At 38.7% G+C, this 25,010-nt stretch carries 24 protein-coding genes; 8 read left to right on the plus strand and 16 right to left on the minus strand.

The window, feature by feature from the left end:
* Nucleotides 1-12: 12 nt before the first annotated feature.
* From lapB to yciH, 3 genes are read left to right on the plus strand one after another with little or no spacing between them, the layout of a single operon-like run.
* Nucleotides 13-1,182, plus strand: a complete 1,170-nt coding sequence (gene lapB / locus NBG71_RS03375; RefSeq protein ID WP_075672074.1) for a lipopolysaccharide assembly protein LapB — start codon at nt 13-15, stop codon at nt 1,180-1,182.
* A 45-nt stretch (nt 1,183-1,227) separates the two neighbouring features.
* A complete protein-coding gene (gene pyrF / locus NBG71_RS03380) occupies nt 1,228-1,962 on the plus strand; it encodes an orotidine-5'-phosphate decarboxylase (protein WP_075672072.1) in 735 nt (244 codons plus the stop codon).
* Between the two features lie 6 nt (nt 1,963-1,968).
* Entirely contained in the window at nt 1,969-2,292 is a 324-nt protein-coding gene (yciH, locus tag NBG71_RS03385; protein ID WP_075672070.1) for a stress response translation initiation inhibitor YciH, read from the plus strand.
* Between the two features lie 52 nt (nt 2,293-2,344).
* On the opposite strand, the gene NBG71_RS03390 is transcribed toward yciH, so the two are convergent.
* From NBG71_RS03390 to NBG71_RS03435, 10 genes are all read right to left on the minus strand, one after another.
* On the minus strand, nt 2,345-2,893 hold the full coding sequence (locus NBG71_RS03390) for an RNA 2'-phosphotransferase (RefSeq protein ID WP_250916534.1): 549 nt from the start codon (nt 2,891-2,893) through the stop codon (nt 2,345-2,347).
* Nucleotides 2,894-3,072: 179 nt separating this feature from the next.
* A complete protein-coding gene (locus NBG71_RS03395) occupies nt 3,073-5,019 on the minus strand; it encodes an exoribonuclease II (protein WP_075672066.1) in 1,947 nt (648 codons plus the stop codon).
* Between the two features lie 113 nt (nt 5,020-5,132).
* The gene (nth, locus tag NBG71_RS03400; RefSeq protein WP_075672064.1) at nt 5,133-5,771 is read right to left on the minus strand and encodes an endonuclease III; all 639 of its coding nucleotides are present in this window, start codon (nt 5,769-5,771) and stop codon (nt 5,133-5,135) included.
* A gap of 12 nt (nt 5,772-5,783) precedes the next feature.
* Nucleotides 5,784-6,488 (minus strand): electron transport complex subunit E, encoded by a 705-nt coding sequence (locus tag NBG71_RS03405; RefSeq protein WP_075672061.1) that lies wholly within the window; start codon nt 6,486-6,488, stop codon nt 5,784-5,786.
* A 1-nt stretch (nt 6,489) separates the two neighbouring features.
* Nucleotides 6,490-7,116, minus strand: coding sequence for an electron transport complex subunit RsxG (gene rsxG / locus NBG71_RS03410; protein WP_164530476.1), 627 nt, complete (start codon nt 7,114-7,116; stop codon nt 6,490-6,492).
* A 16-nt stretch (nt 7,117-7,132) separates the two neighbouring features.
* Nucleotides 7,133-8,209 (minus strand): electron transport complex subunit RsxD, encoded by a 1,077-nt coding sequence (gene rsxD / locus NBG71_RS03415; RefSeq protein WP_075672057.1) that lies wholly within the window; start codon nt 8,207-8,209, stop codon nt 7,133-7,135.
* Nucleotides 8,210-8,215: 6 nt separating this feature from the next.
* Nucleotides 8,216-10,753 carry an electron transport complex subunit RsxC gene (rsxC, locus tag NBG71_RS03420; protein ID WP_211839004.1) on the minus strand — a complete coding sequence of 846 codons (2,538 nt, stop codon included), beginning with the start codon at nt 10,751-10,753 and terminating at the stop codon, nt 8,216-8,218.
* On the minus strand, nt 10,746-11,372 hold the full coding sequence (gene rsxB / locus NBG71_RS03425; protein WP_006536931.1) for an electron transport complex subunit RsxB: 627 nt from the start codon (nt 11,370-11,372) through the stop codon (nt 10,746-10,748). Before rsxB ends, rsxC begins: the two co-directional genes overlap by 8 nt.
* Nucleotides 11,372-11,953, minus strand: coding sequence for an electron transport complex subunit RsxA (gene rsxA, locus NBG71_RS03430; RefSeq protein ID WP_006536930.1), 582 nt, complete (start codon nt 11,951-11,953; stop codon nt 11,372-11,374). The genes rsxB and rsxA overlap by 1 nt, the downstream gene beginning before the upstream one ends.
* Before the next feature lie 94 nt (nt 11,954-12,047).
* The gene (locus NBG71_RS03435; protein WP_088495674.1) at nt 12,048-12,515 is read right to left on the minus strand and encodes a DUF2569 domain-containing protein; all 468 of its coding nucleotides are present in this window, start codon (nt 12,513-12,515) and stop codon (nt 12,048-12,050) included.
* A gap of 131 nt (nt 12,516-12,646) precedes the next feature.
* Here NBG71_RS03435 and NBG71_RS03440 point away from each other — a divergent pair, with 131 nt between their 5' ends.
* Nucleotides 12,647-13,690, plus strand: coding sequence for an oxidoreductase (locus NBG71_RS03440; RefSeq protein ID WP_075672049.1), 1,044 nt, complete (start codon nt 12,647-12,649; stop codon nt 13,688-13,690).
* Nucleotides 13,691-13,712: 22 nt separating this feature from the next.
* Nucleotides 13,713-14,702, plus strand: a complete 990-nt coding sequence (locus NBG71_RS03445; RefSeq protein WP_075672047.1) for a bile acid:sodium symporter family protein — start codon at nt 13,713-13,715, stop codon at nt 14,700-14,702.
* A gap of 96 nt (nt 14,703-14,798) precedes the next feature.
* Here NBG71_RS03445 and NBG71_RS03450 read toward each other — a convergent pair whose 3' ends face one another.
* Complete coding sequence (locus NBG71_RS03450) at nt 14,799-15,251, minus strand: hypothetical protein (RefSeq protein ID WP_075672046.1); 453 nt, start codon at nt 15,249-15,251, stop codon at nt 14,799-14,801.
* Nucleotides 15,252-15,383: 132 nt separating this feature from the next.
* Complete coding sequence (gene add / locus NBG71_RS03455) at nt 15,384-16,385, minus strand: adenosine deaminase (RefSeq protein ID WP_099659701.1); 1,002 nt, start codon at nt 16,383-16,385, stop codon at nt 15,384-15,386.
* Between the two features lie 680 nt (nt 16,386-17,065).
* On the opposite strand from add, the gene NBG71_RS03460 reads away from it, so the two are divergent.
* Nucleotides 17,066-18,034, plus strand: a complete 969-nt coding sequence (locus NBG71_RS03460; RefSeq protein WP_075673808.1) for a vWA domain-containing protein — start codon at nt 17,066-17,068, stop codon at nt 18,032-18,034.
* Between the two features lie 79 nt (nt 18,035-18,113).
* Here NBG71_RS03460 and NBG71_RS03465 read toward each other — a convergent pair whose 3' ends face one another.
* Nucleotides 18,114-19,796, minus strand: coding sequence for a YdgA family protein (locus tag NBG71_RS03465; protein ID WP_075673809.1), 1,683 nt, complete (start codon nt 19,794-19,796; stop codon nt 18,114-18,116).
* A gap of 580 nt (nt 19,797-20,376) precedes the next feature.
* On the opposite strand from NBG71_RS03465, the gene fumC reads away from it, so the two are divergent.
* Together fumC and NBG71_RS03475 are read left to right on the plus strand one after the other, a co-directional pair.
* On the plus strand, nt 20,377-21,774 hold the full coding sequence (gene fumC / locus NBG71_RS03470) for a class II fumarate hydratase (protein ID WP_075673810.1): 1,398 nt from the start codon (nt 20,377-20,379) through the stop codon (nt 21,772-21,774).
* A gap of 75 nt (nt 21,775-21,849) precedes the next feature.
* Nucleotides 21,850-22,209, plus strand: a complete 360-nt coding sequence (locus tag NBG71_RS03475; protein WP_159242189.1) for a hypothetical protein — start codon at nt 21,850-21,852, stop codon at nt 22,207-22,209.
* 8 nt (nt 22,210-22,217) lie between these two features.
* On the opposite strand, the gene tus is transcribed toward NBG71_RS03475, so the two are convergent.
* The 3 genes from tus to NBG71_RS03490 form a co-directional block, all read right to left on the minus strand.
* Nucleotides 22,218-23,147, minus strand: coding sequence for a DNA replication terminus site-binding protein (gene tus / locus NBG71_RS03480; protein ID WP_250916535.1), 930 nt, complete (start codon nt 23,145-23,147; stop codon nt 22,218-22,220).
* A 176-nt stretch (nt 23,148-23,323) separates the two neighbouring features.
* On the minus strand, nt 23,324-23,494 hold the full coding sequence (locus tag NBG71_RS03485; protein ID WP_156733393.1) for a hypothetical protein: 171 nt from the start codon (nt 23,492-23,494) through the stop codon (nt 23,324-23,326).
* Between the two features lie 110 nt (nt 23,495-23,604).
* Nucleotides 23,605-24,888, minus strand: a complete 1,284-nt coding sequence (locus NBG71_RS03490) for an MFS transporter (RefSeq protein WP_075673813.1) — start codon at nt 24,886-24,888, stop codon at nt 23,605-23,607.
* Between the last annotated feature and the right edge of the window lie 122 nt (nt 24,889-25,010).

Genomic DNA, 25,010 nt, shown 5'->3' on the forward strand with positions numbered 1-25,010 from the left:
GGACGATAGCTGATGCTAGAATTGCTGTTTCTGTTATTACCTGTCGCTGCGGCTTACGGCTGGTATATGGGGCGTCGTGGCGCTCAACAGGACAAACAGCAGAACGCCGATCGCCTGTCACGTGAGTATGTGGCGGGTGTTAACTTCTTACTTTCTGATCAACAAGATAAAGCGGTTGATCTTTTCCTCGAAATGCTTAAAGAAGATAGCTCCGCTTTTGAGGCTCATCTTACTTTAGGTAACCTTTTCCGCTCTCGTGGCGAAGTTGAACGAGCTATTCGTATCCACCAATCGTTAATGGAGAGTGCTGCACTTTCTTTTGATCAACGCCTACTTGCTGTTCAACAGCTAGGTCGCGACTATGTGGCGGCGGGTGTTTACGATCGTGCTGAAAATATGTTTCAGCAACTTATTGATGAACAAGAATTTCGCCAAAGTGCGCTACAGTCTTTGCTTGCTATTTACCAGTTAACCAGTGATTGGGGGAAAGCCATAGAAACGGCTGAAAAATTGGTGAAGTTAGGTCAGCATGAATTAAAAGAACAAATTTCACATTTTTATTGTGAATTGGCACTTCAAGAAATGAGCAGTGATAATCTTGATAATGCGCTTAATTTGTTGCAAAAAGCAGGGCAAATGGATCCACTTTGTGCCCGTGTTTCAATTATGTATGGTCGTATCTATATTGCTCGTGATGATAAGCAAAAAGCCATTGATGTTTTAATGAAAGTCATTGAGCAAGATAAAGAGATGGTCAGTGAAACCTTACCTATGCTTTTTGAATGTTTCCAATCTCAAGGCGATACTTCTCGCTGGGAAACTTATTTACGTCAATGTGTGGATAGTAATTGTGGTGCGATTGCTGAACTTTACCTTGCTGACATTATTGAAGCTAAAGAAGGTATTGAAGCGGCTCAGTTATACATTAATCGCCAATTAGAACGTCATCCAACCATGCGCCTGTTCTATCGCTTAATGCGTTACCATTTAGCAGAGGCGGAAGAAGGACGCGCCAAAGAGAGCCTTATCTTATTACGCTATATGGTTGGTGAACAAATTCGCACAAAACCAGATTATCGTTGCCATAAATGTGGCTTTACCTCTCATGCATTATATTGGCATTGTCCATCCTGTCGTTCATGGGATACCGTTAAACCTATTCGCGGTTTAGATGGTCAGTGACGATGTCACTTTTTTAATAGTCTCTTTATAAATAAAGGCCCTAAAATGTCATTTCATTGTGATAAAAAATCGCCCGAGCTTACCTGCGCGCCCGTTATTGTAGCACTAGACTATGAAGACCAAAAAAGTGCATTAGATTTTGCACAACGTATCGATCCCGCATCTTGTCGTTTAAAAATTGGTAAAGAGATGTTTACCCGTTTTGGGCCTCAATTTGTGACTCAGTTACAAAAAGAAGGGTTTGATATTTTCTTAGATTTGAAATTCCATGATATTCCCAATACCGTTGCAAGAGCTGTCGCCGCCGCCGCTGATTTAGGTGTATGGATGGTCAATGTACATGCGAGTGGTGGAAGTCGTATGATGCGTGCAGCCAAAGAAAGCCTTACAGCCTTTGGTAAAGATGCGCCACTTTTAACGGCAGTGACAGTACTTACCAGTATGGACCAATCTGATTTAATTGAATTGGGAATAACATTGACGCCTGCAGAACAAGCTGAACGTTTAGCATTATTGACAAAATCTTGTGGTCTTGATGGTGTTGTCTGCTCTGCGCATGAAGCAATGCGTTTTAAACAAGTTTGTGGTGATGATTTCTTATTAGTCACTCCGGGTATTCGCCCGGCAGGAAGTGATGTTGGCGATCAGCGTCGCGTAATGACACCAGAGCAAGCTATTGCAGCCGGTGTTGATTATATGGTGATTGGTCGTCCTATCACGCGTAGCGATAACCCTCTTGAAACACTGCATCAAATTAATCGTTCTATACAAGGTATGTAATTTAACATGGATAATAACTCTCGTTTGGTTTATTCCACAGATGCGGGTCGCATTAAAGAAGAAGAGCAAAAGCCGGCTCGCCCTACTGGTGATGGTATTGTGCGTATTCAGCGTCAAACTAGTGGACGTAAAGGTAAAGGTGTTTGCGTTGTTTCAGGTATCGATCTGGATGATGCAGAGTTAGCTAAACTGGCGGCTGAACTGAAGAAAAAATGTGGTTGTGGTGGCAGTGTAAAAGACGGCTTAATTGAGATCCAAGGCGATAAACGTGATTTAATTAAATCGCTATTAGAAGCCAAAGGAATGAAAGTTAAACTCGCTGGTGGCTAATTTATTTAACAGATTATAGGTGACAATGTCACCTATTTTTTTGTATTTCATTTTATTCTTTCTCATCTATTTTTAGATATTTCACCGGCACTGAAAGTGTTAGCCAGACTCCATTCTCAGCCTGGTAAAACTCAAAACCTTCACTAAACATTTTTTCACTATCCACCGTTAAAACAATAGCTTTTCCATGACGCTCACCAACATTCACGGCTGTTTTATAATCTTGTGAAAGATGAACATATTGACGACTATTAGGAATTAAATCTTGCTTAAAAATACTGTCGAGAAAGCGAGTTGCTGTACCGTGAAAAAGTATTTTAGGGGGAGTGATGGCTTGGTAATCAATTGTGGTTTTAAGCGAGTGGCCTTGAACTGCACGAATAAAAAGCCCATCTTCTGAGATAGCAAAACGCTTTTTATCATTGGTTTCTACAACATCTTTAATTAATTCAAGGGTTAGCGCAGTTCCATTTTTCTGTGCTAATGGGATCAATTTTGATATTTCTCCCCATCCTTGGTCATCTAATGTTAAACCGATACTTTCAGGAGCATGGCGTAAGATATAACTTAAAAAGCGACTAATTTGTACTTTGTCTTTCATTGATTTAATCCATTTATTAATTATTAAATTTATGATGCAAGAGAAAATTCCCATGCAACATAAAAACATTTCCTTTCTTTTGAATGCTCTTTTTATCACTAATTTAAAAACTAGAGATATAAAAAAGCTGATAGCTCAAAACGAACTATCAGCCTTATTGTATACCGATTTAAGTCCTATTAGATAGGACGAGCGACGATATTACGAGTTTCTAGTTTTACATCTTCAATACGAACAGGAATGACATCGTTGAGTTTATATGCGGTTTCGCCTTTCACAATAACGGTGCCTGTCTCTTGGCTACATTGGATTTCATCACGTACAGCATGTAAGAATGGTGCAGGAATAAAAGCGACAGCACCATTTTCAACTAGGCGAACACGAACACCACCACGAGTAATATCGATAATTTCTGCATTAAATAGTGTTTCAGTGCCAGCAAAAGGTTTTAAGAAACGAGCATATAACCAATCGCCCACATCACGTTCAGCCATACGGTTAGCACGGCGACGCTCTGCAATACGAATGCCATCTTCTTCTTGCGGTTTTTCAGCACTTTCTTTGCTGATAATCGCTTTGAGTAAACGGTGATTTAAAATATCACTGTATTTACGAATTGGTGAAGTCCATGTCGCATAAGCTTCTAATCCCAATCCAAAGTGAGGGCCTGGCTCAGCTTTGATTTCAGCAAAGTTCTGGAAGCGACGAATACGGCTATCAACGAATTGATTTGGCTGATTATCAAGTTCACGACGCAATTGGCAGAAACCTTCAAGTGTTAACAAACTTTCAGATGTCGTTTCAATACCGTTATCTTTTAAGGTCTGTACGACTTGATCGATATAGACGGGATCAAAGCCTGTATGAACATTGTAAACGCCAAAACCTAAGTTTTTCGCTAGTACTTTTGCTGCACAGATATTGGCGGTGATCATTGCTTCTTCAACAATGCGGTTTGCGATACGGCGTTTTTCTGCCACGATATCTAAAACATTGCCGCCTTCATCAAGAATAAAACGGTAATCAGGGCGTTCTTTAAAGACCAGAGCATGCTTTTCACGCCATTCATGACGTTTTTCACACATCTCTTTCAATAACATTACTTGCTCATGAACCATTTCATTTTCAGGTTGCCATTGTGAATTTTCACCTTCTAACCAATCTGAAATATTGTCATAAACCAGCTTAGCTTTTGATTCTACCCATGCAGAGTAAAAGTGAATATCTTCAAGCAGAGCACCATCTTCATTGATGCTGACTTGGCAAACTAATGCAGGGCGTTTTTCATTAGGGCGTAATGAGCAAATGTTATCTGACAGCTCACGAGGCAACATTGGGATATTAAAGCCTGGTAGATAATTAGTCAGGGCACGTTGTGCCGCAACTTTATCTAATTCACTATTTGGCAGAATATAAGCTGTTGGATCGGCGATTGCGATAAATAGCGTTAATTGACCATTCTCTTCTTTACGAATAAAGAGCGCGTCATCCATATCTTCTGTTGATGCACTATCAATAGTGACAAAGGAGAGAGAAGTTAGGTCTTCACGAGGCAAAGTGTCATGTAATGTCAGCGCTTCGTTACCCATTTCAGGCGCATCACGTTCAAGTTGATGACGCATTAAGGTCACCCACCAAGGAGCAAAGTGATCATCTTTATCCGTGATATAGTCGGTTATTTCTGCCTGAAAACCTTTATCACCTTTATTAAGAGGGTGACGACGCATTACAGCAACGGCCCAATCTTGATCAACAAAGCTATGTGTTAATCCTTGAGCAGGACGGCAGGGAATAGCGTCTTTTAAAAGAGGGTGGTCTGGAATTATCCACAGACGGTTATCACCTTCTTTTTTCTGAATACGGCCGACAAAACGTGTTAAGAACGGCTCGACTAATTCTTCAGGTTCAACTGACTCTTTATCGCCGTTTGTATGAACTGCAGCAATAACTCGGTCGCCGTGCATCACTTTTTTCATTTGTGGAGGGGGGATAAAATAGCTTTTCTGACCATCAACTTCAAGGAAGCCAAAGCCTTTATCTGTTCCCTTTACAAGGCCTTCCACGCGCGGTGTCTGGGCATGGAGTTGCTGTTTTAGCTGTGCAAGCAGCGGATTGTCTTGAAACATATTTTTCCGGAAAGTCGGCAGTTTTAATAATAAAAGTGGGCAATAGTTTTATTCGATTGTGTGTAGTGACGCAAGTAATATTGCATCAGCAAAACAGACAAATCAGTAAAAAATTATTCAGGATCTGTTTTTTCTTTAAATTCACAAAGATCTTCAATAATACAAGAGCCACACCGCGGTTTTCGTGCAATACAGGTATAACGACCATGAAGAATAAGCCAATGGTGACAATCAACTTTAAATTCTGCCGGAACAACCTTTAACAGTTTCTGTTCGACTTCATTGACATTTTTACCTGGGGCGAAACCTGTGCGATTACTCACTCTAAAGATATGCGTATCGACAGCGATTGTTGGCCAACCAAATGCTGTGTTTAAAACGACATTTGCTGTTTTACGACCGACGCCGGGTAAAGCTTCTAGGGCTTCTCTGTTTTCAGGAACTTCGCTGTTATGTTTATCGACTAAGATTTGACATGTCTTAATCACATTTTCAGCTTTAGTATTATATAGACCAATGGTTTTAATGTATTTCTTAAGACCATCGACGCCTAAAGTGAGTATCGCCTGCGGTGTATTGGCAACAGGGTAAAGCTTAGCTGTTGCCTTATTAACACTCACATCGGTGGCTTGTGCAGAGAGTAATACGGAGATCAATAGTTCAAACGGAGAGTCAAATTTTAGCTCTGTCGTTGGTTGCGGATTGTCATCGCGCAACCGAGTTAGAATTTCAATACGTTTTGCTTGATTCATTATGCTCACAAATTAATTTTTAACGATATGACTACCACAGCCTTGTTCTTTTTCGTAAGTTTTAGTTGTCGAAGCGCTGCGCTTTTTCTGTCTTTCATCAATTAGGTATTTTGCTGCTAACATAAAGCCTAAGCCGATAAAAGCACCCGGTGGCAAAATAGCAAGTAAGAAGGGTGAGTCTAAATGTACTATCTCAACTCTTAATACTTGAGCCCATTCACCTAATAGTAAATCAGCCCCGTCAAATAATGTACCGTTACCTAATATTTCACGTATAGCACCTAAAACAAAGAGCGCAGCAGTTGCACCTAACCCCATTGCTAGGCCATCAATAGCAGAAGGAAAAACTTCATTCTTAGCCGCAAAAGCTTCAGCACGACCAATAACAATGCAGTTAGTGACGATCAATGGAATGAAGATCCCTAAAGATTGATATAAGCCATAGGCGTATGCGTTGATCAGTAATTGTACAGCGCTGACGACTGACGCAATTATCATAACATAAATTGGGATACGAATTTCAGAAGGAACCCAACGACGTAAGCTAGAAACGGCCACATTTGTGCAAAATAGGACTAATGTTGTCGCAATACCAAGGCCTAAGGCATTTGTTGCTGTTGAGGAAACCGCAAGTAAAGGGCACAACCCAAGTAATTGCACTAAAGCTGAGTTATTTTTCCATAGCCCTTGAGAAAAGAGCTCTTTAATTGAGTTCATATTAATTTGCCTCACAGACAGAGAGTGTATCTAGTTTCTCTGGTAAAGATTGTATTAACCACGCAGTACGCTTTGATGAGTTGACGACAGCACGAGGGGTGATCGTCGCACCCGTGAATTGATCAAAATCGCCGCCATCTTTTTTTACTGCCCAGTGAGGATCGTTTTCACTGGAAATGAATCTATTACTCAGTGTCGTGATCCAATCCGAAATACGAGTTTCAATTTTATCACCTAGCCCCGGTGTTTCATTATGGGCAGTAACACGCACACCAAGGACATTTCCTTTAAAGTCGGCACCCACAAGAAGTTCAATGGCACCTGAATATCCATCGGGTGCCGTAGATTCTAACGCGGCAGCAATTGGCTTGCCGTCTAAACGGGCAACATACAGTTTATGGGGCTTGGTATTACCTAACTCTGGTGCTGTAAGAAGATAACAATCTTTAGAAAGCGAATTGTTATACATCGCTTTGGGGATCACTTGATCCAATAGTTTTTGTTTCTCTAAGGCTACTTGCTCTGCAATGGTATCTGCCGTCAGGTGATAGACCACTGCTGTCAAACCTGTAGTACAAGCAGCAAAGATAGCTAATGTGAGTCCATGGCGTTTTAAGATTTCGATCATCATTTTCTCCTTAGCATTAATGCCCGTAAACACGAGGGCGTGTATAGCTATCAATAAGAGGTACAGCGATATTGGCAAGTAATACAGAGAACGCGACGGCATCTGGATAGCCACCATAAACGCGGATAACCCAAACTAATAAACCAATCATTCCTGCATAAATTAAACGACCTTTAGGCGTTGTTGAGGCGCTAACCGGATCAGTGGCAATAAAAAATGCCCCTAGCATGGTTGCTCCAGAGAAAATTTGTAATAGCGGTTGTGAGTAACGTGTAGGATCAATGCCCCAGCTAATAACCGAGCATAGTGCTAATACAGAAATCATCGCAACAGGGATATGCCAGCTAATAATGCGTTTATAAAGCAGAATTAATCCACCAACTAAATAAGCTACATTCACCCATTGCCAGCCAATACCCGCAAATTCACCTTGTAAAATAGGTGTCGCTAACACTTCATCAATAGAGTGCGTTAATAAGCCTGTTTTAAAACTATCAAGAGGCGTTGCTTGTGTAATTCCATCAACAGAGCGTCTTAAATCTTCAAGCGTTAAGCCAGATGATGTATGTCCAGTAAAGAAGATACTTAAACTATCCATTACATTGTAAGAGACAGTTTGTAATTCAACTGGAGGCATCCATGATGTCATTTGTACTGGGAATGAGATAAGTAAAACCACATAACCCACCATTGCTGGATTAAATGGATTTTGCCCTAAGCCACCATAAATATGTTTTGCGATAACAATGGCAACAAAAGTGCCTAACACAATGATCCACCACGGCGCTAGAGGTGGAATACTAATGGCGAGTAATACGCCAGTCAGCAACGCTGAGTTGTCTTTCAGATACAGTAAAGGATCTTCTTTTTTGAGTTTTACGCAGAGTGTTTCAGTGACAAGCGCTACGACAATCGCTAACACAATTTGGTAAATGGTTCCTAGGCCAAAAAAATAGATCTGGCTTAAGATCCCCGGCAGTGCTGCTAATGTTACCCATAGCATAACTTGGCTGGTGGACTGTTGATTATGCGTAAAAGGTGAACTCGCAATTTTTAATTTACTATTGTTATTTTGTATTGGTCTGAATTTCATCTGTGATTAATCCAAGGTAACTTCTTCTTTAGCTCGACGTTGTTCGGCTTCTTTTTTCGCTTTTACTCTGGCAATAGCGGCAGCGACAGCGGCTTTACGCGGGTCGACTTCTTCCGTTTCAGCATTTTGAGCCGGTGCTTTATCAATCGTTGTTTCAGCTTGAGCTTGTTGAGCTTCTTTCTTTGCTTTCACTCTGGCAATAGCGGCAGCGACAGCGGCTTTACGCGGGTCGACTTCTTCCACTTCAACATTTTGAGCAGGCTCTTCTACAATTGAAGCTGTTTCAGCAGCTTGCTGTGCTTTTTTAGCTTTCACTCTGGCAATAGCCGCAGCGACAGCAGCTTTACGCGGGTCGACTTCTTCCGTTTCAACATTTTGAGCAGGCTCTTCTACAGTTGAAGCTGTTTCAGCAGCTTGCTGTGCTTTTTTAGCTTTCACTCTGGCAATAGCCGCAGCGACAGCAGCTTTACGCGGGTCGACTTCTTCCGTTTCAGCATTTTGAGCCGGTGCTTTATCAATCGTTGTTTCAGCTTGAGCTTGTTGAGCTTCTTTCTTTGCTTTCACTCTGGCAATAGCCGCAGCGACAGCAGCTTTACGAGGATCGACTTCTTCCACTTCAACATTTTGAACAGGCGCTTCTACAGTTGAAGCTGTTTCAGCAGCTTGCTGTGCTTTTTTAGCTTTAGCTCTGGCAATAGCGGCAGCGACAGCGGCTTTACGCGGATCGACATTTTCCACTTCAACATTTTGAGCAGGTGTTTCTACAGTTGAAGTTGTTTCATTAGCTTGCTGTGCTTTTTTAGCTTTAACACGCGCTAATGCAGCAGCAACGGCGGCTTTACGCGGATCAGCATCTTTGCTTTCACTCGCTATATTCTCGCTCGAGGCTTCTAGTGCTTTTTGCTGTGCTAATTTAGCAGCTTGTTTTGCTCTGACTTCCTCTTTACGTTTTTTACGCGCAGCAATAGCGGCTGCATTATCTGGCTCTTCACCCGCTTTAACAGAAATAATTTTGCCAATAGATTGTTTCGCTTTTACGCGAGAAAGTGCAGATTGAACTTCACTGTGATCTTCATCATCAAGCTTAACTGCGGCGCGTTGATGTCTGGCTTCACGCTCCAGTTTTTCACGCTCCATACGTATTTTTTTCGCTTCAAAACGTGCTTTGGCCTCAGCCGCGCGTTTTGCTTCTGCATCAATTTCACGTATTTCTGCTTTTTCTTGGCGATAGTATTGAACTAACGGAATATTACTTGGGCAAACATACGCACAGGCACCACATTCAATACAATCAAATAAATTATGTTGTTGTGCTTTCTCATGCTCTTTACCTTTACTAAACCAGTAAAGTTGTTGAGGTAATAAACCACTAGGACAAGCATCAACACAATGACCACAACGGATACAGGCTTCTTCAAGGTTATCTGTATCCATCTCTTCGACTGAAGGAATAAGTAGGCAGTTGGTTATCTTAACAACAGGGGCATTTAAGTCTGGTAATGTAAATCCCATTAATGGCCCACCCATAATTACCATCTGCTCAGAGCCAGCAACAAAACCAGCTTGTTTTAGTAATGAGTAGATAGGTGTACCTAAACGAGCCCAAAAGTTACCCGGTGTTTTAGCGCCATTACCTGTGACCGTGACTACACGTTCAATTAATGGCTCGTCGTCAATAATGGCACGTTTGATGGCAACAACTGTACCTACGTTTTGCATCAAAACGCCAATATCAGACGAACGTCCTCCTGATGGGACTTCTTTACCGGTTAAGATCTTAGTAAGTTGTTTAGCACCACCTGATGGGTATTTAGTGGGGATGACACGAATGAAAATACGTTTCTCATCAGGTACAGCACTTAAAGCGTGTTTTAATGACTCAATGGCTTCAGGCTTATTATCTTCAATACCAATTAACACTTCATCTGGAGAGAGAAGGTGAATTAAGACCTGACACCCAGCAATCACTTCATCAGCATGTTCTTGCATTAAGCGATCATCTGCTGTGATATAAGGTTCACACTCCGCCGCATTGATGATGAGTGTTTTAACGAGGTCACCACCACCTTTTAATTTTGATGCAGTTGGGAATCCCGCGCCCCCTAATCCTGCAATACCTGCTTCATGGATACGGTTAAGTAATGTATCTCTACTTTCTAGTTGGTAATCGATGATAGGGGATTTCTCTCGCCATTCATCTTTACCATCAGATTGAATTCTTACCGCAATTTCAGGTAATCCAGAAGGATGAGCACTTGGAAACGGTTCTATTGCTGTAACTGTACCAGAGATAGATGCATGAACAGGTAATGTTCTACCAACTCCTTTTGTTAATGGTTGGCCTTTTAAAACATGTTCACCTACGCTGACACACAGTTGGCCAGGTACACCTAAGTGCTGATGAATAGGAATAATCACTTCATCAGGTAATTGCGCGATACGCATTGGTGTACGACTTGACTGTAATTTCATTTCAGGAGGATGAATACCGCCTTTAAAATCCCAGATTTTATCTTTTTTAAATAGTGAAAAGAGATTAAACATGAGCGTTATCCTCCGTCTTTAATGACGGTTCATCTTCAGGTGTTTCTTCTGGCTCTGCGGGAATGTTTTTTACAGGGATTGTATTTAAATCCCATTTCCAATTTGAGGTTGTGACTTTGACAGGAACCAAAGTTATACAATCAGTAGGGCAAGGAGGCACACATAAATCACATCCAGTACATAAGTCTTCAATAACGGTGTGCATAGCGCGTGTGGCACCCACAATGGCATCAACGGGGCACGCTTGGATACACTTAGTACATCCTATGCAATTATCTTCATCAATTAAGGCGACTTTTCTAATTGGATTTAATGCTTCTTCGTCACCATCAAGTGGTTGAGGATCAACACCCATCAATTCAGCTATTTTTAACATCACTTGTTCGCCACCTGGCGCGCAACGGTTAATCATCTCACCATTGTTTGCGACTGCATCTGCATAAGGACGACACCCAGGATGACCACATTGTCCGCATTGGCTTTGCGGTAATATTGCGTCAATTTTTTCGACAATAGGATCTTCTTCCACTTTAAAGCGACGTGCGGAATATCCTAAAATTAGCCCAAAGATAAGACCTAGCGCACCAAGTACTCCAATTGCTATCCATAAAGAATTCATTACAGTTTCACCAAACCACTAAAACCCATAAAGGCGAGAGACATTAAACCTGCGGTAATTAAACCAATTGAAGCACCTTTAAAGGGTGCGGGTACATTGGCGACGGCTAAGCGTTCTCTAATAGCAGCAAATAATACCATTACAAGAGAGAAACCGACGGCTGCACCAAAACCATAAACGGCAGATTGCATAAATGTGTGGGCTTGATTGATATTTAATAATGCCACACCTAATACAGCGCAGTTTGTGGTGATTAAAGGTAAGAAGATCCCTAATAAACGATAGAGTGTCGGACTTGTTTTTCTTACGACCATTTCCGTGAATTGTACAACTACTGCAATAACTAAAATAAAGCTCAGTGTGCGTAAATAAAGTAAGTCTAAAGGAACTAAAATAAAATTATCCATCAGCCAAGAACTAATCGAGGCGAGAGTCATAACAAAGGTTGTCGCAAATCCCATACCAATCGCGGTTTCTAATTTTTTTGATACACCCATAAATGGGCATAAACCAAGGAATTTGACGAGTACAAAGTTATTCACCAATACGGTGCCGACGAATAGAAGTAAGTAATCAGTCATTGTTATGCCAAAATTGTTAAACAGAGAAACAAAAAGCCTCCTGAAATAAAGAGGCTAAACAAGTGTATATAATATCAAGGGTAAAGTTGTGAAGTTATCGAACTTGTGTGAAAGTTTCACGAACACGTTTAGAGTACTTGATATAAGGCACAAAGCAGACAGTTGAGAAAACAGACCATAGAAGGGATTGTAATGCTGTTTGGTCGTCGACAGGCGCAAAACCAAAGCTCTTAATGGCTAAGAGTAAGTTGATAAGTAACCAAAAAATAAACAGACGCGGAAAGTTTTTAGCGCGATAAAAAAATTGTCTTAGTAGATAAAGCGTAAAACTAAACATTACCCATGTTGTTAACGCGGAGAGATACCAACTTGAGATCAAATGAAAAGGAAGCTGGTGGAGGATCGAAAAGTCTGAAAAATATTTAATAATATACAAAACAGACATCAACCCAGAACCAATCACTGACAAGATCATATAAGCCAATGGCGCAAGCAACCACCCTGTAATAGGCGCTTTTCCTGAAAGGTTATTCTGCGTGTTTGCTTTGAGATCAAATTTCATTAATTAATTATTCCTACTCGTATGTATAGAACTAAACGGGATATTATCACAAACTTTGTTATTATTTATTTAGCTACAAAAGTGAAAGTGATTTTTGTTAATAAAAAAGTATATAAAAATAGGATAGGGTTATGGCAATTAAACTCAATGTTGGGATTATCGGATATGGTTATGCAAGTAAAACCTTTCATGCTCCGCTAATAACAACAACCGAAGGCTTAAATCTTAGTGCAATTTCAAGCTCTGATGAAAATAAAGTTAAACAAGATTTTCCTCACATTACGGTTTATGCAGACCCTCAAGCACTTATTAACGATCCCTCAATAGACTTAGTCATTATTCCAACGCCGAATGATACCCATTATTCACTGGCTACACTGGCTCTGGAAAAAGGTAAACATGTTATTGTTGATAAACCGTTTACATTGACGCTAGAAGAAGCAGAGAAATTGACTCAGCAAGCTACAGATGCCGGTAAACTCCTTTCTGTCTTTCATAATCGCCGTTGGGATTCTGGCTTCTTAACCGTTAAAAAACTTTTAGCGGATAAAACACTCGGTGAGATTAGTGCTTATGAAGCGCATTTTGATCGTTTTCGTCCAACCGTGCGCCAACGGTGGCGAGAAGATGCAGGTATAGGAGGGGGGCTTTGGTATGATTTAGCGCCCCATGTACTTGACCAAGCGGTTTGCCTTTTTGGTGAACCTAAGGCAATTACTGCTGATATTGCTCAATTACGCCCTAATGCAAAAAATGCCGATTACTTTCATGCACTATTAGAATATGACAATCTTAGAGTTGTCCTTCATGCCTCTATGCTCGTTGCTTCTCCAACACCTATCTTTGCTATTCATGGGACAAAAGGCAGTTATGTTAAATATGGCCTAGATACTCAAGAAGACGCCCTAAAAGCCGGCTATCTCCCTAATCAAGCTTATAATTGGGGAAGGGATAGTCAAGATGGTGAGTTAACAACACTGTCAGAGTCTGGTGAGTTAGAGACAACCACACTCACTACACTTTCTGGTGATTACCCCGCTTACTATCAACAAATTTATCGTGCAATTACATTGGGTGAAGAAAACCCTGTTACGCCAATACAAGCAACAGCCATTATGCGTTTGATTGAAGCTGGCGAAATTTCTAATCGTTTAAAACAAACTATTACGCTATAAGCAAAAGGGAGCGTTAAATCTAATGTCTTGGTGGCAAAAACTAAAACTTGATCCTTTTCTCATGATTATGATTTGTGTGGTGACGCTAGCAACGCTACTACCCGCACAAGGCGATATTAAAGTCCTGTTCCAATATCTTACAACTGGTGCGATAGCTCTGCTGTTCTTCTTGCATGGTGCCAAGCTTTCTAGAGAGGCGATATTGGCAGGGCTTGGGCATTGGCGTTTACATCTTACGGTATTTGCCAGTACCTTTATTCTTTTCCCTGTTTTAGGGCTAGGATTACAAGTTATTGTGCCTGAATGGATGTCACCGACTGTCTATATGGGTTTTTTATACCTTTGTGCGTTACCTGCAACAGTTCAATCTGCCATTGCTTTTACTTCTGTCGCTGGGGGAAATGTAGCTGCTGCTATTTGTAGTGCATCTGCATCCAGTATTCTTGGTGTTTTCCTTTCGCCGGTATTAGTTGGTTTTTTAATGCAAACACAAGGCTCTGCGGATGATTTCGACACGGCAGGGGCTATTCAATCAATCTTACTGCAACTGATGGTACCTTTTATAATTGGTCATTTATCACGACCTTTAATTGGTCGCTGGGTTGATAAACATAAAAAATTAGTTAATAGAACGGATCGCTCTTCTATTTTGCTGGTGGTTTATGTCGCATTTAGTGAGGCGGTTGTTGAAGGGATCTGGCATAAAATTGACGGTTGGTCGCTATTAACGATTGCAATAGTGAGCTGTATTTTGTTAGCGATTGTCATTTTTGTGAACGTATATAGTGCTAGATTGCTTGGTTTTAATAAAGAAGATGAAATCACCATTGTTTTTTGTGGTTCTAAAAAGAGCTTAGCAAATGGTGTCCCTATGGCGAATGTGTTATTTCCTGCAGCGACAGTTGGGGTAATGTTATTACCATTAATGATATTCCATCAGATCCAATTAATGGTTTGTGCTGTGTTAGCACAGCGCTACGCTAATCAAGCTAAAGAAACTGAAAAGAAATAATGTATTTAAGCTGGTGGGTAATCAATAATATTAATTAAATATTGATAATTAGATAAATAAGAAAAAGCATCGATTTAGTTTTTCATCGGTGCTTTTTTATTTGTTATAAAGGTCATCATTCTTGTTATGGTCACTATTTTCTTTTTTATCTGTTAATGAAAGTTGTTGAGATTTAAAGGGAAGAGGTAAGCCGAATACAAGGTAAATTAAGAAAACAAAACCCATATTTAAATAGTCGGATATATTATTTTTCACATCAACTTTTAATTCACAATCGATGGGTTCTAACTGGTCGTTAATATTATATTTGCCTTGGTAAAGCTCATTAAGCATTGCTTGCGCTTGCTCAAATTCTTTGTAGTTAACCAGTAGTTTTACGCCACCAGTAGCTTGAGCATACACTTGGTTATTCCAAACAATATTTTCATCTAAAAGGATAGCATCAATGCCTTCTGACTGAAGAAAGCCTGCTTCAATAGAAGCATCAAGTGGTGATAGATACTGAGCTAATAATCTATATTGACCTCTTGTCGGATGAATATTCCACATAGATTTTCCTTAATAAGTAACCCCTTGAAAATTAATTTTAGTCTAAGAGTCATTAATAATTCCATCTATTTTCAATAAATATAAAAAACCATCTGATTAACAGATGGTTTTAATCAATAAGTTATTAAAATATCAACGTGAGCTGACTTTCTTAATTAATGCGTCACGTTCTGCTTGGCTAATAAATGCCATTTTTAAGCCATTAATCTGTGTCTGACGGATTTGCTCTGGCGTTAATCCAGCTGCCGGTGCCGCAACGGTATATTCGTGTTTTAATTCAATGCCTTCAACCGCAGGATCATCTGTGTTAAGCGATGCAATAATGCCATGCTCTAAAAATTTTTTTAAAGGATGCTCTGCTAACGAATTGATGGTACTGGTTTGAATATTCGACGTTAAACAAGACTCAATCCCAATTTGATGCTCTGCGAGGTAGTCCATTAAACGTGGATCTTCAATAGCTTTAACACCATGACCGATACGACTTGCGCCTAATTCTTTAATCGCATGCCAAATGCTTTCTGCACCCGCAGCTTCACCTGCGTGAACAGTAATATTCCAGCCTGTATCACGAGCACGATTAAAATGAGGTTGGAATAAATGACCTGGGAAACCTAATTCATCACCCGCTAAATCAAGCGCAGTAATTTTATCTTGATGTTTTAGCAAACCATTGAGTTCTTGTTGGCAGGCATTTTCACCAAAGGTACGGCTTAAAATACCGATTAAACGAATGTCTACATCGTGAGATTGCAATGCACTCTGTACACCATCAACAATAGCCTCCACTACACCTTCGACAGGAAGTTGATGTTTCATTGCCATATAGTAAGGAGAAAAACGCAGTTCAGCGTAATCAATACCTGCATTAACTACATCCACCACGTTTTCATAAGCAACACGATGACATGCATCTAAGTCGGCTAAAACCGCCACCCCCCAATCCAATTTTTGTAAAAAGCTAACAAGACTTGGCTCATTCTTTGTGATTTGCACATGAGGGCGCAATGCTTCTAATTCATAAGCTGGTAGCGCAATATTATGCTGTTTTGCTAACTCTAGAATTGTTTGAGGACGGATATTACCATCTAAATGGCGATGTAAATCGGTTAAAGGCAACTGTGTGTCAATCACGTGTTATTTTCCTTTTAATAGAAATAATGAAAATCTATCGTTTATAGTGATTTTCTTATAATCGGTAAGTTATAAAATAGTTGCGGGTTATTATGACTTATTTTTATTTCATTCACTAATAAATAAACATAAATTGGTTATTTCTGAAGCTAAAAATGACTATTTTTCTCAGTTTTAAGTTAAAAAGTAAAAATGAAAAATAGGTCTGTCTATTTATTAGCTATAACATTCAATGTAATTGACGTGTATTATCAAAATAACTGATACATCGGTTTTTGATCTAAAAATAAGGCTGTCATTACAATTGAAATATCCTATCAATTGTTTTGATAGGTTGCTCAGGGGTAAACGAACAGAAAAAAATAGCCAAGATATTAATTTTTCATTTGGTTATTCAATAAATTACCTGTTTTGTGTGTTTTTTGTTTTATTAGCTAAAATGTTTAAGATATTTTTCATAAAAGTATGATATTAAAATTTGGTTATATTTAATATTGTTCGGTTTTAATTAAACAAAATTAAAACAAATAATAATATATTTATATTATTAAATAAGTGATAACGGAAAAGAAATTAAAGCCATAATACTTCTTAGTTAAATAGAAATATTTAATTGAATGGAGTCATTTCATTATGACTTTTTAATATTAATTTATTACTTAAAATTAAGGCTAATAATTATGAATGAGAATTCTGATTTAAATATTGAAAAAAGAAATAATAAAATTAAAAATCTGTTGGCTTCAAAATTACTTCCTCCTTCAGTAGAAAATAATCTTACTTATGGTTCTCAAGTCGTTACTGGCGATGGTGCGATTGCGTTAGATTTAGTTGTTGTTATTGATACAAGTGGTTCAATGTCTGATGAATCCTCGGATTTGAGCAAAGAAGTTGATGCAGCAATACAAGAAGCGTCAGAAAAATGTCCATCAAAACTTCGGGTCACATTTTTAGGTATAGAAGGCACATGGGATGACACTAAATTTGATCAATCAGCCAGTGATTATTTAAAAGCGCTGGGTGTTCCTGAGAATCGTTTACAGGCAAGAAAGCCGTTTAAAGAGGCTGACGGCCGTGATCATGCGGGTAATAAAGAGGATTTATGTCGTGCTGTGATTGATTTAAGTAAGTACTTTGATTGGCGTGATGGTGCGCGTCGTGCCATTTTTGTGTTGGGCGATGAAGGCATGGAAGGTGGCGGTGGTGTTCTTACTGATGCTGCGGAGAGAAAAAATAATGAAGCGATTGCTGTTGCTCAGCACGAGAAAGTTAAAGTGTACACTTACCAAGGTACGCCTGATGATAGAATGACTAATTTAGATCGTTTCCCAAGTATTGCGGATAGAGACAGTATTACAAAAGAGTATGTACGCTTAGCGAAGCAAACAGGAGGGCGTTCTTATATCTACACAACAGGTATTGCTAAGTTTTCATTAGTATTGCAAGAGATCCTCTGTGATAGCTTAACTCCGCCTAATATTCCTAAACCCCATGAGAAAGAGACCAATTGTAGCCACGTTTGTGATCAATTAACCTCGATTATTTCAACAGTAAATACACTTGCAGGAATAATTAATAAAACCATTGATTCTTGCTGTAAAGATGAATGGAGCAATCATCACCTTCCGGCTAAAGATTGTGATTGTTAATTAAAATACGAAGAAAAAACACCCCATTGTGTTTTGACAAATGGGGTGTTTTTATTTATGTGTTTTAACAGAAACTTAATTATTGCGCTGGTTGTTGCTCAGGAATTAAGATTTCTTGCTCTTCGATAATCGCTGGATCTTCAGTCATCTCTTCTTGATAACCATCTTCTGAATAATCAGAGTCATCGTAATCATAAGATGATGCGCCCATGCCGAATAACATTGCAGCTAAACCTAACATTTGAGGAGCTTGAGTGACATCCATAAACTCATCAAAAGTATAGGTTTTACCATTCATGGTAAATTTATCAGCAGCATAGTTCAGTTTCATGCTTAATGCATTACCGTCTTGTGCAAGTAACATCAGTGGTAATGCATCTTTTTCATCTTGAGAGATTTGATTGATATTTTGTTGTAATTCAGTTTTTAACTGCTCAATATCAGCAGCTGTTGCTACTTCGATCTCTTTTTTCTCAGCATCGGTTAATGCGGTTTCTTGGTAACGAGCCGCATCAAGATATTGAGTGGTGTTACGGAATTCAGCTAACATTGGAAGAGATAAATCAACATTGAAATCAATGTTTTTAAACAGATAGTTAAATAACTCTGCTGGTGATTTCTCTTGGTTTTCTAATACCTTAACGTTAAAAGCATTTAAATCTAAGTTAAAGGTTAACTTACTTGCGCCGCTTTTATTGGTTAAAGACGCTTCATCGATACGGAAAACTAAGCCTTTCTCCAGAACATCACGAACGGCTTGTTCAACCATTTCTGAATTATCAAAATGGTTTTTATTCCATGGTAACAATGAGTTGTTATAAACTTTGGTTAATAACAACATTGCATCAGGATCAGCTTTATCAATCGAATAGCCAAATTTACCTGCACCAAATTCGAGTCCAGCAACATTCAGTGACTTAAAGTAATAAGTTTGAGAGATATTAAAGAGCTTATCTTTGATATCACTTTTTGTTGTAAGAGAAAAATCTTTCAGTGAGAAATCAGATGCTTTGTCTTTACTGGTATGAGCAATTTCAGCAAAACTTAATAACTGTTCATTAAATAGGTATTGATCGTTATTAACTTTTGTTCCAGCAATAGCACCAGAAATATTCTTGATTGTGAAGGTTTCTTCACCATCTTTAGTCACAACAACTTGATCACCTTTAATTTTGGTTGAAAAGTTTGTTGCATTTTTATCTGATGAGAATTCAACAGTTAATGGTGTTGTTTTAACTGTGCCACCATTTTCAGTAAAATCGATAGGATTTAATGTTGCATCACCCGATACAGAGCCATCGAAAGCTAAAGAGGTGTGAACGTTAAAAATAGATTTTTCTTTAGTTAGCTTGAATAAATCTTTTGTTGTGTTGTTATTAACCAACGTATTATTCATTGCTGCTAATTTTGGCGCCAAATTAAATTTAGCCAGATCAGAAAGAGGGAATGGACCATGGTCAATATCAGTAGAGAAGACAACTTCTTCTACTTTTTTCTCTTGGTCTGCATCACTAGCATCTTGTGAAATCACGACAGCAAAGTCTGCATTAGAGGTAAAAACCCCTTTCTTATAGTCACGAATTTCAAGTTTAACATCAGCACCAAATTGTGCATTTTTAGCAAGTTGCGCTAATTGGACATTAGCTAGTTTCGTTTCTTCCTGTAAGCGACTTTCAATTTTGCTGCCCATGTACCATGACGCACCAGTCCAAACAACACCGAGTGCGACGATAACACCAACAGCGACAAGCGATTTCTTCATAATTCTAGTCCATCCTCTGTGTACATCTGGCGATGTACGTTATAAAGGCTGTTTTGTAACCCTTAAACAACCCGATAAATTGGTGATAAATTTTACTAAGTTTAAATATAGATAATCCACATATATACATCGCCATCTATATTAACCGTAAATATAGATTTAGTGGAATAAAATCGCAATCAGAACTTACTTAGTTAATCGCTAACGTAATGAGTTTAAAGCAAAATGGATATGATTTATAAGATAATTTAAATAAGGGCTAAAACTCTTTTTTCTTACTCATTTTTAGATTTAGACAATATTTAATTGTGATGTAATTCTATTTATGATGAATAATAAAGGCTCATAATAAGTGTGGATATAAATATGAAAGCTTAAATAATAACATTGGCAATAAAATAAGATTGCTAATCGTACTTTCCCCAAAAAATCAACAGATTTCATTCTGTTATAAATTTCATAAGCTCGCTTTAGCTCTCATATTTATTATTCTGTTTATGGCATGATACTGGAATCCGAGTTATTTACTAGAAAGTGATTCGGAATTAATCAATTATTCTGTGTACTTAAGGAGATTGAAATGGCAGCCACTCGCATTGAAAAAGACTCAATGGGACAAATCGAAGTACCAGCTGACCAGTTATGGGGAGCTCAAACGCAGCGTTCTCTTGAACACTTCCGTATTTCAGTTGAAAAAATGCCTGTTGCACTTATCCATGCACTTGCTATTACGAAGAAAGCAGCCGCTGGTGTTAACATGGATTTAGGTTTATTACCAAAAGAGCGCGCTGATGCAATTATCGCAGCTGCAGATGAAGTGCTTGCAGGTAAACACCCAACTGAATTCCCATTAGCAATCTGGCAGACCGGTTCTGGCACTCAATCAAACATGAATATGAATGAAGTGTTGGCTAACCGTGGTAGTGAGATACTTGGTGGTATCCGTGGCATGGAACGCAAAATCCATCCGAATGATGATGTTAACAAAAGTCAGAGTTCAAATGATGTGTTCCCAACTGCCATGCATGTCGCTGCTGTTATTGCATTACGTCAGGATTTACTGCCAGAATTAAAATCACTGCTGAAAGTATTCAAAGAGAAAGCAGAAGCTTTCCATGACATCGTTAAAATTGGTCGTACTCACCTGCAAGATGCGACACCACTGACATTAGGTCAAGAAATCTCCGGTTGGGCTGCTATGCTTGAGCACAGCATCAAACATATCGATGATTCCGTTCCTCATGTTTGTGAATTAGCGCTAGGTGGTACAGCAGTGGGTACGGGATTAAATACCCATCCAGAATATGCTGTTCGTGTTGCTAAGCGTATTGCTGAATTATCAGGCCAGCCTTTTGTAACGGCTCCTAATAAATTTGAAGCATTAGCAACTTGTGATGCATTAGTTCATTCACATGGTGCATTAAAAGGTTTAGCTGCTTCATTAATGAAGATTGCTAACGATGTGCGTTGGTTAGCTTCTGGTCCTCGTTGTGGTATTGGCGAAATCGCTATTCCAGAAAACGAACCAGGTAGTTCAATCATGCCAGGTAAAGTTAACCCAACACAATGTGAAGCATTAACGATGTTATGTGCTCAAGTAATGGGTAACGATGTTGCTATTAATATTGGTGGTGCATCAGGTAACTTTGAACTGAACGTTTATCGTCCAATGATCATTGATAACTTCTTACAATCAGTCCGTTTACTGGCTGATGGTATGCGTAGTTTCAATGAGCATTGTGCAATTGGTATTGAACCAAACCGTGAGCGTATCAATAAACTACTGCATGAATCATTAATGCTAGTGACTGCGTTAAATACTCATATCGGTTACGATAAAGCCGCTGAAATCGCGAAAAAAGCGCATAAAGAAGGTTTAACGCTAAAAGAATCCGCACTGAAACTGAACTACCTTACATCGGAAGAGTTCGATAGCTGGGTACGTCCAGAAGATATGGTTGGTAGCATGAAAAAATAAGTGTTAAATACACTTATTTAGCCGATATTAAATCCCGCCATAATGGCGGGATTTTTAGATCTTATAGGAAAAATAATGACTGAAGAAATTACGTTTACTGCGACAGAAGTTAATTGCTATGTCGAAGATGATGTCACCATTATTGGAATAGGGGATGATGCAGTTTCTCCTGATCATTTCATTATTCTTTCAAGATTTGACGAAGAAGATGAAGATATCGATAATTCGATTGGTTTAATGACTCATTTATCTGATATTGAAGCCATTAATACACTTGAAAAAATTACGCTTGATCGAAAAAATATTGTCCTTGTACTAAAAAACAATGTGGTGATAACGATCCATTTAGATATTGAAAACAATCACTTTGCTCAGCTTAATGATTATCTTCTCCAAATTCTTCAAGGTAGTTCAATTAAACTTATTGAAAAATAAGATATTATCTATTCTTCAATGTACAAATGCATTCTTGGAATAATTAATTGTAGCTTTTTAGCTTTAGGGCGATGGCGAATTTGAATATTCTCGGCATCATAATCAGGAAGCTCGCCAATAACAGGTTTAAAGTTGCTCTCTTTATCAATATAGAAAGCTAATAAAGGCAAGGGACACGCATATTGTACTTGTTTTTGAAGTTCTGAATACCAAACACGAGCAATAGGTTGCACTTTGACAGGACGCTTTATTTTTAGTTTTGCATTTTCAGGTAATTGTGAAAGGGTAATGATCTCTTTATCAATACGTTCAGCCCATTGTTCACTAGTGTAAGGAGGCACTGCACGATTGGCTTCGCGACTTTTTTCTAATTGAGCCAAAACATCGTTACGCGTTAAATTCTTAATAATATTCTTATTTGCCCAACCAAAACGCACAGTATCAGGATCAGACAAAAGGGTGAGGGTACGATAAGCATTCAGCGTAATTAACCCTTTTAGTTGATTATGGACAAAATCAAAACGCTCTTCCTTCGATATGCCAGGCTCTTTAGTGACAATATCTGAAAGCCGTTTTTTTAATAAATTAATTTTCTCAACGTGTTTTTTTACAGACTTAAAAGTTTGATTATCCGTACTAAAACAGAGTACACCGGGTAAACGGATAGCGCGTTTACTACTGATGTGTGGGGCATTGTCATAAATAAAGAGATTCGCTATTAACTTTAAAGTGAGATCTCTAGCTTCTTCATCATAACAGGGTGACACTGTAACGCGAACAACCTCATCATGTTCTTCTTCTTTGCTCACTTCAGGCAATTCAAATACGGCTGATGGCAATAAAGTTAGATTTTTCAACACATCAGTTAGCGTTTTAATCTCAGTTTCTAATTGCTGAAAACTGAGATTGAATTGCTCAATTAAATCATATCGACTCATCTTAATATCCTTATTTAGTTACAACATACTATAAGCCTTTGTTTAAAACAATACATTAGCTTCAGTGGAAAGTACATCGCTTAACAGGAAAAAATGCCAAAAATACGGTATACTGTTTATTTATACAGTATACCGTGAAAAGGGCATATTTGGATGATGTTTTTCCTAAAAGAGAATTATTTGATGGTTTTTAAATCAATAACAGCCTGTTTTTCACTCGTTGGTATTAACGTTCCATGAGTAACATCACAATCTGGTTTTGTTGGTGGGCAGTGTTCTGTAAACGCACTCGTAAGAGAAGTAAAGAAGAAAAACAATAAGGTAATAGATAATTTTATAATAGACATAATCGTTGCTCCTTCTTAAAGAATAAGCCTATACCTTAAGAAGAGAGTGCAAAATCGACAACATTAAACCGTATTAATCCACTTTTGCACTTTATTCATTATCAATAAAGTTATTGGGCAACTTTGTTTAAGTGTAATGCGATTAATAAAGCAATTAACATTAAAAGGGCAATAAATAAACCTACACCTAGCCAACCGAAGCTCACCCAGAATAAGCCACCCACTGTTCCTGCAAGGCTAGAACCTGCATAGTAAGTAAAGAGATAGAGTGAAGATGCTTGGGCGCGTCCTCGTTTAGCACGACGACCAACCCAACTACTTGCAACAGCATGTGCAGCAAAGAAACCTGTCGTTAAGATAAGCATTCCAATAAAAATAACGGGTAGGGATTCAATTAAGGTGATCAATATGCCGATTAACATCATTGAGATCCCAGCAATAAAGATTTTGCCTAATCCATATTTAGTCGTTAATAAGCCCGCTTTGGATGCACTATAAGTGCCGCTTAAATAGACGATAGAAATTAGTCCCACTGTGGTTTGACTTAATGAATAGGGTGCATCTAATAACCGATAGCCAATATAGTTAAATAAAGTGACAAAACCGCCCATCAATAAACCACCTTCAATAAATAACAAAGGCAGTCCTTTATCTCTAAAATGCAATTTAGTGGTAATAAGAAGATTACGAGGTTTTAATGCTGTTGGTCTAAAGTGCTGTGAAGCAGGTAATATCTTCCAGAAAGTAATTGCAGCAAAAAGGGCAAAAATGCCGAGAATAACAACAGATAAACGCCAAGAATAATAATCACTTAATACCCCTGTAATAACGCGGCCGCTCATTCCCCCAATAGAGTTACCACTAATATATAAACCCATTGATAATGCGAGATAAGCAGGATGAATTTCTTCACTTAAATACGTCATTGCCACTGCGGCTACACCACTTAATGAAAGTCCAACTAAAGCCCGTGTAATTAAAATACCTGTCCAGCTATTCATAGTTGCACTTAATAATGTAAAAAATGCAGCGCAAAACAATGCAATGACCATGACATTCTTACGCCCAAAAGCGTCTGACAGTGGGCCTGTAATCAATAATCCACACGCCATTAAAGCGGTTGAAAGGGAGAGAGCTAGACTACTGGTCGCAGGGCTGACGGAAAATTCGTTAGATAACACCGGCAATATGGGTTGCACAAAATAGAGTAAGGCGAATGTCGCTAAACCGACCATAAAAAATGACACTGTCACTTTTATATACAGCGCATCATCACGCTGAATATAGTGCTTAGGGTTAGATTGGCGATGAGCAGGCTTTTCTATACTTGATTTATTGTCTGAAATATCAGTGCCTAAGCTCATACTTTTACTGTCTATTTCGTGAGTATCCATATTGATTAAACTTCCATTACTTAAATTTGATTTATGTCAATGTTAGAAATATTTGATTTTTTTGTCTAATATATTAATCATTAGAAATAAGACTTTTAAAGTATCAATGACGATATGAGAGA

It is taken from the genome of Proteus sp. FZP2095, assembly GCF_023701425.1.
Taxonomy (GTDB): domain Bacteria; phylum Pseudomonadota; class Gammaproteobacteria; order Enterobacterales; family Enterobacteriaceae; genus Proteus; species Proteus cibarius.